General features: G+C 65.6%; 13 protein-coding genes. 6 read left to right on the top strand and 7 right to left on the bottom strand.

Annotation, left to right across the window (positions count from 1 at the left end; all coding sequences use genetic code 11):
• The first annotated feature begins 30 nt into the window (after positions 1–30).
• Positions 31–1,377, top strand: coding sequence for a cation:proton antiporter (locus PC358_RS07855; protein WP_033698678.1), 1,347 nt, complete (start codon positions 31–33; stop codon positions 1,375–1,377).
• Positions 1,378–1,423: 46 nt separating this feature from the next.
• Here PC358_RS07855 and PC358_RS07860 read toward each other — a convergent pair whose 3' ends face one another.
• From PC358_RS07860 to PC358_RS07875, 4 genes are all read right to left on the bottom strand, one after another.
• Positions 1,424–2,230, bottom strand: coding sequence for a DUF3618 domain-containing protein (locus tag PC358_RS07860; protein WP_033698680.1), 807 nt, complete (start codon positions 2,228–2,230; stop codon positions 1,424–1,426).
• On the bottom strand, positions 2,227–2,655 hold the full coding sequence (locus tag PC358_RS07865; RefSeq protein ID WP_033698681.1) for a phage holin family protein: 429 nt from the start codon (positions 2,653–2,655) through the stop codon (positions 2,227–2,229). Before PC358_RS07865 ends, PC358_RS07860 begins: the two co-directional genes overlap by 4 nt.
• Entirely contained in the window at positions 2,655–3,254 is a 600-nt protein-coding gene (locus PC358_RS07870; protein WP_033698683.1) for a hypothetical protein, read from the bottom strand. Before PC358_RS07870 ends, PC358_RS07865 begins: the two co-directional genes overlap by 1 nt.
• A gap of 240 nt (positions 3,255–3,494) precedes the next feature.
• Complete coding sequence (locus tag PC358_RS07875) at positions 3,495–4,265, bottom strand: IclR family transcriptional regulator domain-containing protein (RefSeq protein ID WP_033698684.1); 771 nt, start codon at positions 4,263–4,265, stop codon at positions 3,495–3,497.
• Positions 4,266–4,437: 172 nt separating this feature from the next.
• On the opposite strand from PC358_RS07875, the gene PC358_RS07880 reads away from it, so the two are divergent.
• From PC358_RS07880 to PC358_RS07895, 4 genes are all read left to right on the top strand, one after another.
• Positions 4,438–5,247 (top strand): shikimate dehydrogenase family protein, encoded by an 810-nt coding sequence (locus PC358_RS07880; protein ID WP_033698685.1) that lies wholly within the window; start codon positions 4,438–4,440, stop codon positions 5,245–5,247.
• Positions 5,248–5,333: 86 nt separating this feature from the next.
• Positions 5,334–5,654, top strand: a complete 321-nt coding sequence (locus PC358_RS07885; protein ID WP_033698686.1) for an NIPSNAP family protein — start codon at positions 5,334–5,336, stop codon at positions 5,652–5,654.
• A gap of 33 nt (positions 5,655–5,687) precedes the next feature.
• Positions 5,688–7,367, top strand: a complete 1,680-nt coding sequence (locus PC358_RS07890; RefSeq protein WP_033698687.1) for an FAD-dependent oxidoreductase — start codon at positions 5,688–5,690, stop codon at positions 7,365–7,367.
• 166 nt (positions 7,368–7,533) lie between these two features.
• Complete coding sequence (locus PC358_RS07895; protein WP_033698689.1) at positions 7,534–8,859, top strand: MFS transporter; 1,326 nt, start codon at positions 7,534–7,536, stop codon at positions 8,857–8,859.
• A 111-nt stretch (positions 8,860–8,970) separates the two neighbouring features.
• Here PC358_RS07895 and PC358_RS07900 read toward each other — a convergent pair whose 3' ends face one another.
• The 3 genes from PC358_RS07900 to PC358_RS07910 form a co-directional block, all read right to left on the bottom strand.
• The gene (locus tag PC358_RS07900; RefSeq protein WP_033698690.1) at positions 8,971–9,786 is read right to left on the bottom strand and encodes a sugar phosphate isomerase/epimerase family protein; all 816 of its coding nucleotides are present in this window, start codon (positions 9,784–9,786) and stop codon (positions 8,971–8,973) included.
• A 55-nt stretch (positions 9,787–9,841) separates the two neighbouring features.
• A complete protein-coding gene (locus PC358_RS07905; protein ID WP_033698692.1) occupies positions 9,842–10,894 on the bottom strand; it encodes a Gfo/Idh/MocA family protein in 1,053 nt (350 codons plus the stop codon).
• A 163-nt stretch (positions 10,895–11,057) separates the two neighbouring features.
• Complete coding sequence (locus PC358_RS07910) at positions 11,058–11,834, bottom strand: IclR family transcriptional regulator (protein ID WP_033698693.1); 777 nt, start codon at positions 11,832–11,834, stop codon at positions 11,058–11,060.
• A 184-nt stretch (positions 11,835–12,018) separates the two neighbouring features.
• Between PC358_RS07910 and PC358_RS07915 the strand changes: the two genes are divergently transcribed.
• Positions 12,019–13,731 (top strand): FAD-dependent oxidoreductase, encoded by a 1,713-nt coding sequence (locus PC358_RS07915; protein ID WP_033698695.1) that lies wholly within the window; start codon positions 12,019–12,021, stop codon positions 13,729–13,731.
• Positions 13,732–13,793 lie beyond the last annotated feature (62 nt).

Here is a 13,793-nt window from a genome sequence, read left to right on the forward strand (position 1 = left end):
CAACCCGACTCGCTGGAGGCACCTGCGCACATGAGTTTCATTGTCTGGGTGGCCATGCTCGGCGCCGTCTTGCTGCTGCTGGCGCTGACCTCCTCTTACCTGCGCTGGATCCCTGTCACTACCTCGGTGGTGTGCCTGGGGCTGGGCGTAGGCCTTGGCCCGGGTGGCCTCGGGCTGCTGCAACTCGACCTGCCCCAGGCCAGCGGCTGGATGGAGCACCTGACCGAGGTCGCTGTGTTGTTTTCCCTGTTCGTCAGCGGCCTCAAGCTGCGCCTGCCGCTGAGCAGCCGCAGTTGGCGGGTGGCCTTCTTCCTGGCCGGGCCCGTGATGCTGGCCTGCATCGCGGGGGTCAGCCTGGTGCTGCACTACGGCCTGCAACTGGGTTGGGGAGTATCGGTGCTGATTGGCGCCATCCTGGCCCCGACCGACCCGGTGCTGGCCACGCTGGTACAGGTCAACGACGCGCAGGACTACGACCGGGTGCGCTTCAGCCTGTCGGGCGAAGCGGGGCTCAACGATGGCATCGCCTTTCCGTTCGTGATCCTCGGCCTGCTGCTGGTGCAGGGCGCCGAAGGCAGCCAGTGGCTTACCGACTGGCTGTTGCAGGACGTGCTGTGGGCGGTACCCGCAGGCTTGCTCAGTGGCTACTGGATGGGCCGCGGCCTTGGGCACTTGAGCCTGTACCTGCGCACCCAGCATGCCGACAGCACGCTTTCGCCCAACGACTACCTGGCACTGGCGCTGATTGCCATGGCTTATGTGGTCGCCGACCTGATCCATGGCTATGGCTTTCTTGCGGTATTCGCGGCGGGGCTCGGCCTGCGACAGGCCGAGGTGCACACCAGCCCCACCCCGCAAGCGCCCGCCGAGCACCTTGTACAGCCCGTCGTCGGTCACCAGCATGTCGCCCCGGAGCATGCGGTGAAAGGGGATATCGCCGCACTGGAAGACACCCAGGTCGCAGCGGGCATCATGCTCGGCGACATGCTCTCTTTTGGCGGGCTGGTGGAGCGGGCGATGGAGGTCTTTCTGGTGACCTTGCTCGGGGTCGTGTTGATCGAGCACTGGGACTGGCGAGCGCTGGTCGTCGGCGCGGCGCTGTTCGTGATCATTCGGCCACTGAGCACGCTGCTGATCCCCGGGCGCGGCCTGCTGGACCTGCGCCAGCGCGGCCTGCTTGGCTGGTTCGGCATACGCGGCATCGGTAGCCTCTACTACCTGTTCTACGCGCTCAATCACCCGATGCTGCCCAGTGTTGCCGCGTCGAGTACCAACCTCACGTTGTCGGTGGTGGCGCTGAGCATCGTGGTGCATGGGCTAAGCGTCCAGCCCCTGCTGGCGCGCTACGAAGCCGGCCGAAAACGCCGCGGCCAATAGCCCCTCAGAGGGCGTCGCCCGCTGGCAGCGACGCCCCCTGAGGTTTTCAGGACGGGAAGCCCAACCCCGAAGACAAGTCAGTGTCCGCCGTTCGATGCGTGCCCGTGGGCGCCTCTTTCGCGGTGGCTTCCCTTACCGACTCTTTTACCGCCTCCTTGGCTTGCTCACCCTTGGCCTTCAGCGTGTCGGTCAAGCGGTCACTGCTGGCGCCCATCAGCTCATCCTCTTTACGGGTGCCGGGCAATGCCGCGCCCAAGGCTGCACCCAACGCGATGCCTAGCGCCGCCAGCACCAAAGGCTGCTCCTTGAGCAACTGATCGAACTGGCCCTTCAGGGCTGTGGCCTGGTCACCGATCTGCTGGGCGCTGCCGCGCAGGCTGTCAGCCGACCCGTGCACCGTGTCGCGCGCGCCCTGCCCCAGCTCGCCAGCCCGGTCACGCAGGTCATGGGCCTTGCTGCTCACCGCGTGGCCGGCATCGTGCAGCGCCTCTGTGGCATGGGCAAAAGCCCCCTTCACACTGTCGACCGCATCACCCAGTTTTTCGCCCAGGCCTGGGCCGGTGTGCGCAGGGCCAGGGTTGAACGGGCGATTCTGATTGAAGCCCAGCCACGCCAGGCCAAGCACCGTGAGGGTGGTCGGCACCGGGTTGTTTTTCAAGGTGGTGCCCAGGTTATGGAAGAACTCCCCGCCGCTGCCCTTGCTGTAAGCCAATACCTGGTCCATCAGTTGGCCGGGGCTCAGGCGCTGCTCCAGGGCATCGACCAGGTCACTGATATGCTCGCGCTTGGCATTGATCTGTTGCTCGAGCAGGTCAGGGTCTTTCTGCGTTTCTTGTTCGAAAGAAGTGCTCATGGCAGTTTCCTCTTCAGCGCATCCTTGTCCTGCTGCAGGGCATGCAGCGTGCGATCCGGGGTCAGTTGAGCTGGCTCGAACTGCTTCTTGCCGGCCTGCAGCATGATGAACCCGATGATCACCGTTACCGCCCCGACGATAAGCGCTGCAAGCCAGGGCACGAGCACCATCGACAAGGCATACACCGCTGCCAGCAGCAGGATGATGAAGCCCGCCAATAGCACGATGGCCCCTACCGCCACCGCTGCCGTACCGGCCTTCAAGGCGTTGAGATTGCGCTGCAGTTCGGCCTTGGCCAGGGCCAGCTCCTGGGTGAACAGTTCTGGGATTTCGCGCATCAACTGACGCAGCAAACCGCCCACCCCGACCGTGTCCTCTGCCGGGGTATGTAGCCCCGGCGCAGGTTGTAGAGGGTCTTTGTTCATCATTCACCTCCTTTGAGCGGGTCACGCTCCAATGGGCCACCGCTTACCGGCGTGCCGCCGCCCATGCCGACAGGGTCGACCGGGGTGTAGGGTTTGTGCGTGGACACGTCGCTGGCGCGGTCCGGCATCGGCGCAGCGGCGTGCCTGGGCTCGCTGCTGCCTTGCCCTGGCACCGGCGACGGCGCCGTAGTGGCGTGGCTGGCGCTGGCGCGCAGAAAGCGGGACAAGGCAAACCCTGCCGCCACACTGCCAGCCAGGAACAGCGCCGGGTTGTCCCGCGCCAGGCGAGACCCTCGGTGCAGCAGGTCCTCAGCACTTTCATGGCGGATTTGCTCGGCAAAATTGCCCATCCACTCGGCAGCTTCGCCCAGGTAATGGGAAAGCCCCAGGCTGTCGTTGCCCTGCAACGCGGATGCAGCCGAGCGTGCACCTTGTTGCAAGGAGTCAAGTTGCTCGGCGGCTGTGGTGCGGTAGTGCTCGTACTGCTCGGTGCCCTGGTGCTTTGCCTCGCTCAGTAGGGCGCCGGCCTCGTCGGTAATGGCGTGCAGGTGATCCTGGGGGCTGCTCGGCGGTGCCGCCGAGCCTTGATCGCGTTCCATGGTCATATCCCTCGCAAATGAACAACCGGCAGGTGCCGGACTGTGTGCCTTCATTCGGGGGACGTAGCGCTGGGGCCGGGAGTTCAGTCAGAGTGATCGGCAGCCATTGCCCTCTGCACCAATGGCCTGCACGGGGTTTACTGGGGGGCAAAGCTTAAGTTTGTCGGGGCCGCCAGGTGCTTGGCTTGGTTTATCCGCCCCCCTGAATAAACCAAGCCAAGCACCTAGTCAGACTGCAGATCAACCAACCACTGGCCTCAACAACACCTGCGCTTCATACAGCGGCGGCAAATAGCGCAGCCGTATCTCGTCAACGCTCAACCTTGAGGCGTGGGTGGTGATCGTCAGGGTCGCCTTCAATTCACCGCTGCGGTCCAGCAGCGGCACGCCCAACACACGCATGCCGACTTCATACTCCTGGTCGACGATGCAGAAGCCCTGCTGGCGTACACGTTGCAGCGCTTGCTCCAGTAGCGCCCTGTCTGTCTGCGTGTAGGGCGTGAGCTGGCGTAACGGGTTGCGCGAGAAATACGCGTCGCGCGCTGCCTCGCTCAGCGCGGCCAGCCAGATTCGCCCCCCGGCCGTGCAGTACATCGGCACCCGCGAACCGGGCCTGATCGACAACGAGGCGATGTGGCTGTAGCGGCTGCGCACCAGGTGGATGATTTCATCGCCGTCTCGGGTGCCGACCGAGACATGTTCCTGGGTCTGCCGGGCAACCTGCTCGACGATAGGCCGCAGCATGCGCGGCAGTTGCGCCGAATCCACGTAGGCCTGGCCAATGCGCAGCGCCTTGGGCGTGAGCCAGTAATGGCGGCTGTCGGTGTCGGCAAAGCCTTCGTGTACCAAGGTCAGCAGGAAGCGCCGCGCAGCGCTGGGGGTAAGGCCTGACTGCCTGGCCGCCTGTGGCACGGTCAGGCGCGGCTGATCGACGCTGAACAGCTGCATCAACGCCAGGCCTTTCTGCAAGCCGGCGATCAGGTCGCGGGGGTGGATCTGCGGTTTGTCCATGCCTTCACCTCGTGCGGTCTGTCGTGATCCGGGCTGTACATTGTTCAGCACTCTGGTTCGATAATCGCCAGGCAACTGCGATTATCGCACTACTTGCCCGACAAGCGCATTGTCCCCCACCCCCTCGCACGCCACCCTTGCCTGCACAACAACAGCAAGCACGGAGGTCAGCATGATTCGGGGTTCGACAGAACTGGTCGCCATCGTCGGTTCACCCATCGCCCAGGTGAAATCGCCTGAAAACTTCAACACCTGGTTCGCCAGCCATGGCTGCGACCTGGCGATGCTCCCCATCGACTTGCAGGAAACGGCGCTGGACGCCTTCGTCGACAGCCTGCGGGGCTGGCGCAACCTGCGCGGTTGCGTGGTCACCGTGCCCTACAAACAGGCGCTGGCCACGCGCCTGGACGGCCTGAGCGAGCGCGCTGGCGCACTGGGCTCGGTCAATGTGGTGCGGCGCGGCAGCGACGGGTGCCTGCTGGGCGACAACGTCGACGGCGCAGGCTTCCTCAGCGCCGCGCGCAAGCAGGGCTTTCAGCCAGCGGGCAAACGCGCACTGGTGATCGGCTGTGGTGGGGTCGGCAGCGCCATCGCTTATGCCCTGGGTGAGGCTGGCGTGGGCCAGGTCACCCTGAGCGACCCCTGCTCGGCACGGGCGGGCGCGCTTTGCGAACTGCTTGGCAACACCTTCCCCAACCTCGAAGTCGCTACCCAATACCACTCGCTGGAGGCGTTCGACCTGCTGGTCAACGCTTCGCCCATCGGCATGGGCGGCAGCGACGAGCTGCCTCTGCCTGGCGCCCTGCTGGACACCCTGCAGCCCTGCACCCTGGTTGCCGACGTGGTCACTTCGCCAGAGATCACCCCCTTGCTGCACAGGGCACGCCAGCTCGGTTGTGCGATCCAGACCGGGCCACAGATGGCCTTTGCCCAACTCGGACTGCTCGGCGCCTTCATGGGCGTCACCCCGCTGGAGATCTGAGGCCCTGCCCTCACCGTCGGCTGGCTCGTCGCCAGCCCTATTGCCGAACGCCTGCAGGCGTCGGCCCCTCATCCGGAGACTGTCGCATGTATTTTGAACTGAGAACCTACACCCTCGACCCGCTGAAATTGGCCGACTGGCTGGCCCTGTACCAGAGCCATGCGCTGGCGGTGCAGAGCGAACACCTGGGCAACCTGGTCGGCTTTTTCACCAGCGAATTCGGCGAGGTCAACCAGGTGGTGCACCTGTGGGGCTATGCCAGCCTCGACGAGCGCATGCAGCGCCGCGCAGCGATGGCTGCGGACCCGCGCTGGGCGGAGTTCTCCAAGCGCAATCGCGAACTGGGCGCCGTGCTGCGATTGCAATCGCGGCTAATGCGCCCGACCGGCTTTTCGCCCCTGCAGTGAATGCCTTGCCCCCCACCTGACCGGAGCGCACCCATGCAATCCCTGGAATGTGACGTACTTGTCCTCGGCTCCGGTGCCTCTGGCCTGGCTGCCGCAGTAACCGCCGCGCATCATGGCCTGAAGGTGATCGTCGCCGAAAAGGCCAGCCAGTTCGGCGGCACCAGCGCCTGGTCGGGGGGGTGGTTGTGGATACCCCGCAACCCGCTGGCCATCGCCGAAGGCATCGTCGAAACCGACGACGCACCCGAACGCTACCTGCGCGCGCAAACCCACGTCGCCGAGCTGGACTTGCGCCAGCAGGCGTTCTTGCGCCATGGGCCGGAAATGGTGGCGTTCTTCCAGCAGCACACCGCTGTGCAGTTCCAGTCCGGCACGAAGATGCCCGACATGCACGAGGGCGACGGCAGCGCACCGGGTGGGCGCTCCCTGTGCGCGCAGCCATTCGACGGGCGCCTGCTCGGGCACTGGGTGCACCGCCTTCGCCCCCCTTTGGACATCGTCAGCCTGGCCGGCATGGGCATCGCCGGTGGGGCGGACATGGCCGCGTTCTTCAATGCCAGCCGTTCGCCCAAGGCCGCCTGGCACGTCGGCAAGCGCCTGCTGCGCCATGGGCGCGACTTGCTGCTGCATCGTCGCGGCCTGCACCTGGTCAACGGCAATGCGCTGGTGGCGCGCCTGCTGCGCAGCGCCCTCGACCTGGGCGTGACGCTGTTGCATGCGCGACAGGCCACCGGGTTGCTCAGGGATGGGCGCATCACTGGCGTTCAGTTCAGCGATGGTCAGGTGATCCACACACGACGCGGTGTGGTGCTGGCCTGCGGCGGATTCCCGCATGACCGCCAGCGCATCGCGCAACTGATACCCCATGCGCCCGAAGGCGATCGCCACTACTCCGCTGCACCCTTACAAAACAGCGGCGACGGCCTGCGCCTGGGCGAGCAGGTTGGCGCACAGGTCGCCACCACGGCGGCCCACGCCGGGGCCTGGGCGCCGGTGTCACAGGTGCCACGAAGCGACGGTAGCCTCGGCCATTTTCCGCACCTGATCGACCGTGCGAAGCCCGGTTTCATTGCCGTGCGCCGGGACGGCCGGCGGTTCGTCAACGAGGCCGACAGCTACCATGCCTTCATGAATGCGCTGTTCGCGGCCACGCCGCCAGGCGAGGCACCTGAGGCCTGGCTGATCTGCGATCACGCCGCGCAGCGCCGCCATGGCATCGGCTGGGCCAAGCCGTTCCCCTTCCCTACCGGCTTCTATGAACGGCGTGGCTACCTGTTCAGCGGCCCTAACCTGGCGCAGTTGGCCGCACGCTGCGGGATCGACGCCCAGCAACTGCAGCGCAGCGTGGCCCGTTTCAACTACCACGCAACGCAGGGCACAGACCCGGACTACCAGCGCGGCGCCTCGCGCTACAACTGCGCGCAGGGCGACCCGCTGCAAGCGCCCAACCCGTCACTGCGGCCCCTGCTGCACGGCCCCTTTCATGCGGTGAAGCTGCTGCCGGGCAGCCTGGGGACGTTCGCCGGCCTGTGCACGGAGGCTTCTGCCCAGGTCCTGGACAGCGAACAGCGCCCGATACCCGGCCTTTATGCAGTCGGCAACGATATGCACAGCATCATGGGCGGGCACTACCCAAGCGGCGGCATCACCCTTGGCCCCGGCATGACCTTCGGCTACCTGGCGGGCAAAGCGCTGTGCGGCCCCGCAACTTAGCGCAGCAGCACTTTTGTTCGATCAGCGAACAGTAGCCCCATCTTTGAATTGACGCTCAATCATTCACTGCTCACCATTAAATGACCTTGCGTGCCCATCCTTGCCATGGGCAAAACCGCGTTCCAGACGCACTGCCGTTCAAAACAATTTCAAGAAACGACCTCACATGACCCCTTCCAAGTTCAACACTGCCACCCCCCGCCTCGCCCATGGCTCCATCGGTGACAAGGTGCGTGGCGCCTTCGCCGTCGGCAAGACCCGCTGGGGCATGCTGGCCCTGGTGTTCTTCGCCACCACCCTGAATTACATCGACCGCGCCGCCCTCGGCATCATGCAACCGGTCCTGGCCAAGGACATGGGCTGGACGGCGATGGACTACGCCAACATCAATTTCTGGTTCCAGGTCGGCTACGCGATCGGCTTTCTGCTGCAGGGCCGGTTGATCGACAGGGTTGGGGTCAAGCACGCCTTCTTCGTTGCGGTGCTGCTGTGGAGCCTGGCCACCGGCGCCCACGGCCTGGCCACCTCGGCGGCCGGCTTCATGGTCTGCCGCTTCATCCTCGGCCTGACCGAGGCGGCCAACTACCCGGCCTGCGTGAAGACCACGCGGTTGTGGTTCCCTGCCGGCGAACGCGCCATCGCCACCGGCCTGTTCAACGCCGGCACCAACGTCGGTGCCATGGTCACCCCGGCGCTGCTGCCGCTGATCCTGGCCGCCTGGGGCTGGCAGGCCGCGTTCATTGCCATGGGCAGCCTTGGCCTGGTGTGGGTGGTGTTGTGGGGGTTGAAGTACTTCAACCCGGAAGCGCACCCGCACGTGCGCCAGAGCGAGCTGGACTATATCCAGCAGGATGACGAGCCCGAAGCGAAGCCGATGCCATTTCGCCGCATCTTGCGCCAGCGCGGCACCTGGGCCTTCGCCGTGGCTTACTCGATCACGGCGCCGGTGTTCTGGTTCTACCTCTACTGGCTGCCACCGTTTCTGAACCAGCAGTACGCGCTGGGCATCAGCGTGACGCAGATGGGTATCCCGTTGATCCTGATCTGGCTGACTGCGGATTTCGGCAGCATTGGCGGCGGGATACTTTCGTCGTGGCTGATCGGCCGCGGCGTACGTGCGATCCGCGCACGGCTGATCTCGATGCTGATCTTTGCCTGCACCATTGTCAGTGTGGTCTTTGCTGCCCACGCCAGTGGCCTGTGGGTCGCAGTGCTCGCCATTGCCGTGGCGGTCGGCGCGCACCAGGCCTGGACCGCGAATATCTGGAGCCTGGTCATGGACTACACACCCAAGCACCTGGTGAGCACGGTGTTCGGCTTTGGCAGCATGTGTGCGGCCATCGGTGGGATGTTCATGACGCAGATCGTCGGCAGCGTGCTGACGGTTACCCACAACAATTATGCGGTGCTGTTTACCATGATCCCGGTGATGTACTTCCTGGCGCTGGTGTGGATGTATTTCATGGCGCCGCGTGGGGTTGAGGGGGCTTAGTGCCTGGCATTGGATGTGTGTTGGTGCATAGATCGAGCGCCGCGCGGGCGGCGCTCGATCTATGCACCACCTCAAAACCCAAGCCAGGCACTAAGCCGCCCCAACCCTATCTCACACCCGCGCCAGCACCGCCTTGGCCTTCTCCAGCGCCAGCCGCGCCCGCTGCTCGCCGCTGACACCTTGCTCCAGCAACTGCCGCGTCGGAATCTCCAGGCTCAGCGGCACGCTTGCCGGCAAGCCGCGCAACAACCCGACCAGGTCAGCATCGCCATCACCGGGGAAGCGCCGTTCATTACGCGCCTGGCGCAATATCTCGCCCATATCCTCCGGCACCGGGCCGGCCACGTCGCACAACTGGGCGTAACGCATGCGCTGTGGTGCCAGGCGCGCCAGGTCGTCGAGCGAGGAGGCAGAGCGGTTGAAATGGAACGCGTCCACCAGCACACAGCCATTTTCCCGGCCAGCGTTGGCTACCACACGCATGGCCTGGCGCAAGTCGCGAACGTCGGTCCAGGGCATGAACTCCAGGTGCGGATGGATACCGTAACCCGCCGCCAGGTCGCACAGCTCGGCAAAGCGCTCAGTAAGGCGGGCCTCGTCCGGGTCGTTGCCGGCAACCAGCAGTTCGGTACCCCCCAACTCGGCACCCACCGCCAGAATGGCCTCGAAATCAGCCACACAGGTTTCAGGCTTGAGGCGCAGGATTTCCAGGTCGAGCACCTTGATACCGGTGTCGCGCAGGCGCGCCTGGGTCTGGCGACGCAACTCGGCATCGGCAACCAGCGGGAAGTGCTGTTCCTCCGGGGTGGCCGCGACCAGGCGCAGGCCCACGTGGCTGTAGCCGGCTCGGGCGGCAGCTTCCACCATGGCGGGCGGCGAAAGCTCGAGCACCGTCAGCGCGGCAAGGGAAAAAATACGGTCAGTCATGTTCGTTACCTGAAAGCAAAAAAGGTGTGATCGAAGGTCGCGCTTTGCTCGCGCGTCAGGCGATGATCGCGGGGGCACACGCTCGGCCGCTTTCGGCGGCCTGGCGGATCGCCTCGACCAGGGCCAAGGTACGGGCGCCGTCTGCGGCGTCGGTCAGCGGTGCTTCTTCACCGCGGGCAACGCGCACGAAGTGCTGCAGTTGCAAGGTCAATGCCTCGCCCGCCGGGGTGCCAGCCTCGCTTTGCAGCAACGGTGTATGCCAACCCGAGCCGGCTTCGGCGTACTGCCAGCGCTTGAGCTGCGGAATACTCAGCGCCCCCTGGGTGCCCGCCAGCAGGAAGCAGGGCTGGCCATCCTGGCGCGGGTAGATCGGGCTCTCGCCAGACGTCAGCTCCCAGCTCCAGGGTGCAGCCACCGCGTCGGAGCCCGTCAGGCTGCCCAGCGCGCCGTTGGCGAACTGCAGCAGTACCGCTGCGCTGTCTTCATTGGCATAACCGCGTACATCGTTGCGGGTGAACGCCTGTACCTGCACCACCTCGCCGCACAGATAACGCAGCAGATCCAGGTCGTGGATCAGGTTGGTCAACAAGAAACCAGCGCCTGGCTCACGGCGCCAGGGGGTGTCGAAGTAGCTGTCGGGCTTCTGCAACTGCCACAGCGCGGTGACGTTGATCAGCCTGCCCAGGGCGCCGTCGGCGATCATCCCACGGGCACTGGCGATCAGAGGGTTATGCCGTCGGTGGTGGCCGACCAGCACGGGCACGCCACAGCGCCGAGACGCCTCCACCAGCGCACGGACTTCATCCAGGTGCACGCCCACCGGTTTTTCCAACAGCACCGGCACACCGGCCTCGATGCAATCGAGCGCGGTGGCCACATGCAGGTTATTGGGGTTGGCGACGATCACCGCCTCGGGCTGGACTACCTCCAGCATGCGGCGGTGGTCGGCAAAACAAGGCACCGCGCATTCGGCCGCGAAGGCCTCGGCCTGCGGGCCAGGGTCTGCCACCGCGCACAACTGGGCTTGCGGGACCTGACGCAGGTGCTGGTAGTGCTGGCGGCCCATGATGCCGGCGCCAATCAGGGCGATACGAAGCGGTGCGTTCAACGGACTGTCCTCTTGTCATTGTTGTCATTATTGTCGGATCACGGATTACGGAACGCCGTTCCAGAATCCACAATCAACAATTTAGAACCCCGTTCCGCTTTACAGAAGCACCGCACGCACAGACTGTGCGGTTATCGACCACAAATGCACAGGCCTGCGCATGTCAGGCAAACAGTTCGCTGGCCTGGCTGGCGGCGGACAGCTCGTCGGCTGCGGCCAACAGCTGCGCCGCCAGTTCAGGCAAACGCGTAGGCGCCAGCCGTGCGCTGGGGCCTGCAATGCTCAGCACGCCAATCACTTCATCGGTACGGGGGCGCCGCACCACGGCGGCCAACGCCGACGTGCCCACTGCCGAGGTTTGCTCGACCCAGGCATAGCCCCGCTCGCGTGCCCGTTGCAGGTAGCCCAGCAGCTCGTCCGTGGAGCGCGGTGCATTCGGGCCGAACTGCGCGGGGTCGGCAATGCCCTGGCGCAACACCATCTGCACGGCATCGGCATCGCTCAGGCTGGCCAGCCAGGCATGCCCGGAGGCGGTGTAGAACAAGGGCGCATCGCGGCCCATGTCGGGGTCGTAGCGCAAACCCGAGCGCGCTCCCTGGGACTTGGCGATCCAAGTCTGGCGGCTACCGTCGATCACACCGAGGCGCACCAGCTCGCCGCTGTCCTGGGCCAGGCGGTCGAGAATCGGCTGGATGATGTCGGCACCACTGCTGGAGAGGTAGCGAAAGCCCAGCGCCACCAGCTTGGCAGACAACTGGTAGCGGCTGTTGTCGCGGTTCTGCCGCACGTAGCCCAGGCGAATCAGCTCGGCCAGCATGCGGTGGGTGGCGCTCTTGGGAATCTCCAGGCGCTCGGCCAGGGTCTGCAGGGCAAGGCCTTCAGGCTCGCCGGTAAGGCTTTCTACAAGACTGAAGGCGCGTTCGATCTGACTACCAGCCATGACTAAGGTCCCTGAAAATGTGGCGAATTCTGGAAGATGATTCCACAACCAAGGCCACCGTGCAGCAGCGCTACGCTGAAGTGTCCGGTAATCGACCATTACCACGCGGCGCGGCTTGCAACTTAAGTCGTCACACGGGAAAAATATGGAATCACATTCCAATAATAGCCCCGGAGACCCTGCAATGCCCACCGACACCTTGCAAGCCGAATACGACGTACTGGTCATTGGCTCCGGCGCAGCCGGCCTGGCCGCGGCAGTAACGGCTGCCTGGCATGGGCAACGCGTGCTGCTGGTAGAGAAGGCGCCTGTGTTCGGCGGCGCCACCGCCTGGTCCGGCGGCTGGGCCTGGGTGCCACGCAACCCGCTGGCGCGCCGCGCCGGTATCGAAGAAGACATCGAGCAGCCGCGCACCTACCTGCGCAACGAGCTGGGCGCGCATTACGACGCTGAACGGGTGGATGCCTTCCTCCAGGCCTGCCCGCACATGGTCGCCTTTTTCGAGCAACACACCGCCCTGCAGTTCGTCGACGGCAACGCTATCCCCGACATGCACGGCGACACACCCGGCGCCGCCACCGGCGGCCACCAGGTCATCGCCGCCCCCTATGATGCCCGTGAGGTGGGGGCGCTGTTGCCGCGCCTGCGCAAGACCCTGCGTGAAACCTCGTTCATGGGCATGCCGATCATGGCCGGTGCCGACCTGGCCGCCTTCCTCAACATGACCCGCTCGCCACGGGCCTTTGTGCAGGTGTGCAAGCGCTTTGGCCGCCACCTGTACCACCTCGCCCGATATGGCCGGGCCATGCACCTGGTCAACGGCGTGGCGCTGGTGGCGCGCCTGGCCAAGTCGGCCGAAGACCTTGGCGTGCGCCTGCTGGAGTCTGCCCCGGCCAAGCGCCTGCTGATCGAGGACGGCCAGGTGCGCGGGGCTGTGATAGGCACACCGCAGGGCGATATGACGGTGCGGGCGAAAGCCGTGGTACTCGCCGCCGGTGGCTTCCCCCACGACAGTGCGCGGCGCCAGCAGCTGTTTGCCGGTGACGCCACCGGCCATGACAACCTCGCCCTGCCCCCGCCGTCCTGCTCGGGCGATGGCCTGCGCCTTGGCGAGTCGGCTGGCGGCGTCGTCGCCACCGACCTGAAATCAGCGGTGGCCTGGGCACCGGTCTCCAAGGTGCCGCACCGCGACGGCAGTGTCGGCCACTTCCCGCACATCATCGAGCGCGGCAAGCCGGGAGTTATCGGGGTACTGGCCAGTGGCAAACGCTTCGTCAACGAGGCGCACGGTTACTACGACTATGTATCGGCCATGCTCGAGGCGGTGCCGCAGGGCGAGCAAGCCTGCTCGTGGCTGGTCTGCGACCACCGCTTCTTGCGTCGCTACGGCCTCGGCCACGCTCGCCCCGCGCCGCTGCCGGTATGGCCGCACCTGCGCAGCGGCTACCTCAAGCGCGGCGCCAGCCTCGAACAATTGGCCAGCGCCTGTGGCATCGACCCAGCCGGGTTGAGTGCCACCGTCGCTGAGTACAACCGCTATGCGCGCCTGGGCCAGGACCCGGCATTTGGCCGCGGCTCCACGCCGTTCAACCGCAAACAAGGTGACCCGGCTTACAGCGGGCCTAACCCCTGCGTCGCACCGATCGAACAAGGGCCGTTCTATGCGGTGAAGGTGCAGCCAGGTTGCTTTGGCACCTTCGCCGGCCTGCGCACCGACGGCCACGCACGCGTGCTGGATGACCAGGGCCAACCGATCGGCGGCCTGTATGCGGCGGGTACCGACATGGCCAGCGTGTTTGGCGGCTGGTACCCCTCCGGCGGTATCAATCTGGGCCCGGCGCTGACCTTCGGCTACGTGGCCGGGCGGCATATTGCCGGGGCTCACGCACCGCAATGAGGCGGGTCTGTACGCTACCGAACAGACCGGCACGGCCTGGCCGGCGCACACTGCCCACCTGA

Source organism: Pseudomonas capeferrum, from assembly GCF_000731675.1.
In the GTDB taxonomy this organism is placed as follows: domain Bacteria; phylum Pseudomonadota; class Gammaproteobacteria; order Pseudomonadales; family Pseudomonadaceae; genus Aquipseudomonas; species Aquipseudomonas capeferrum.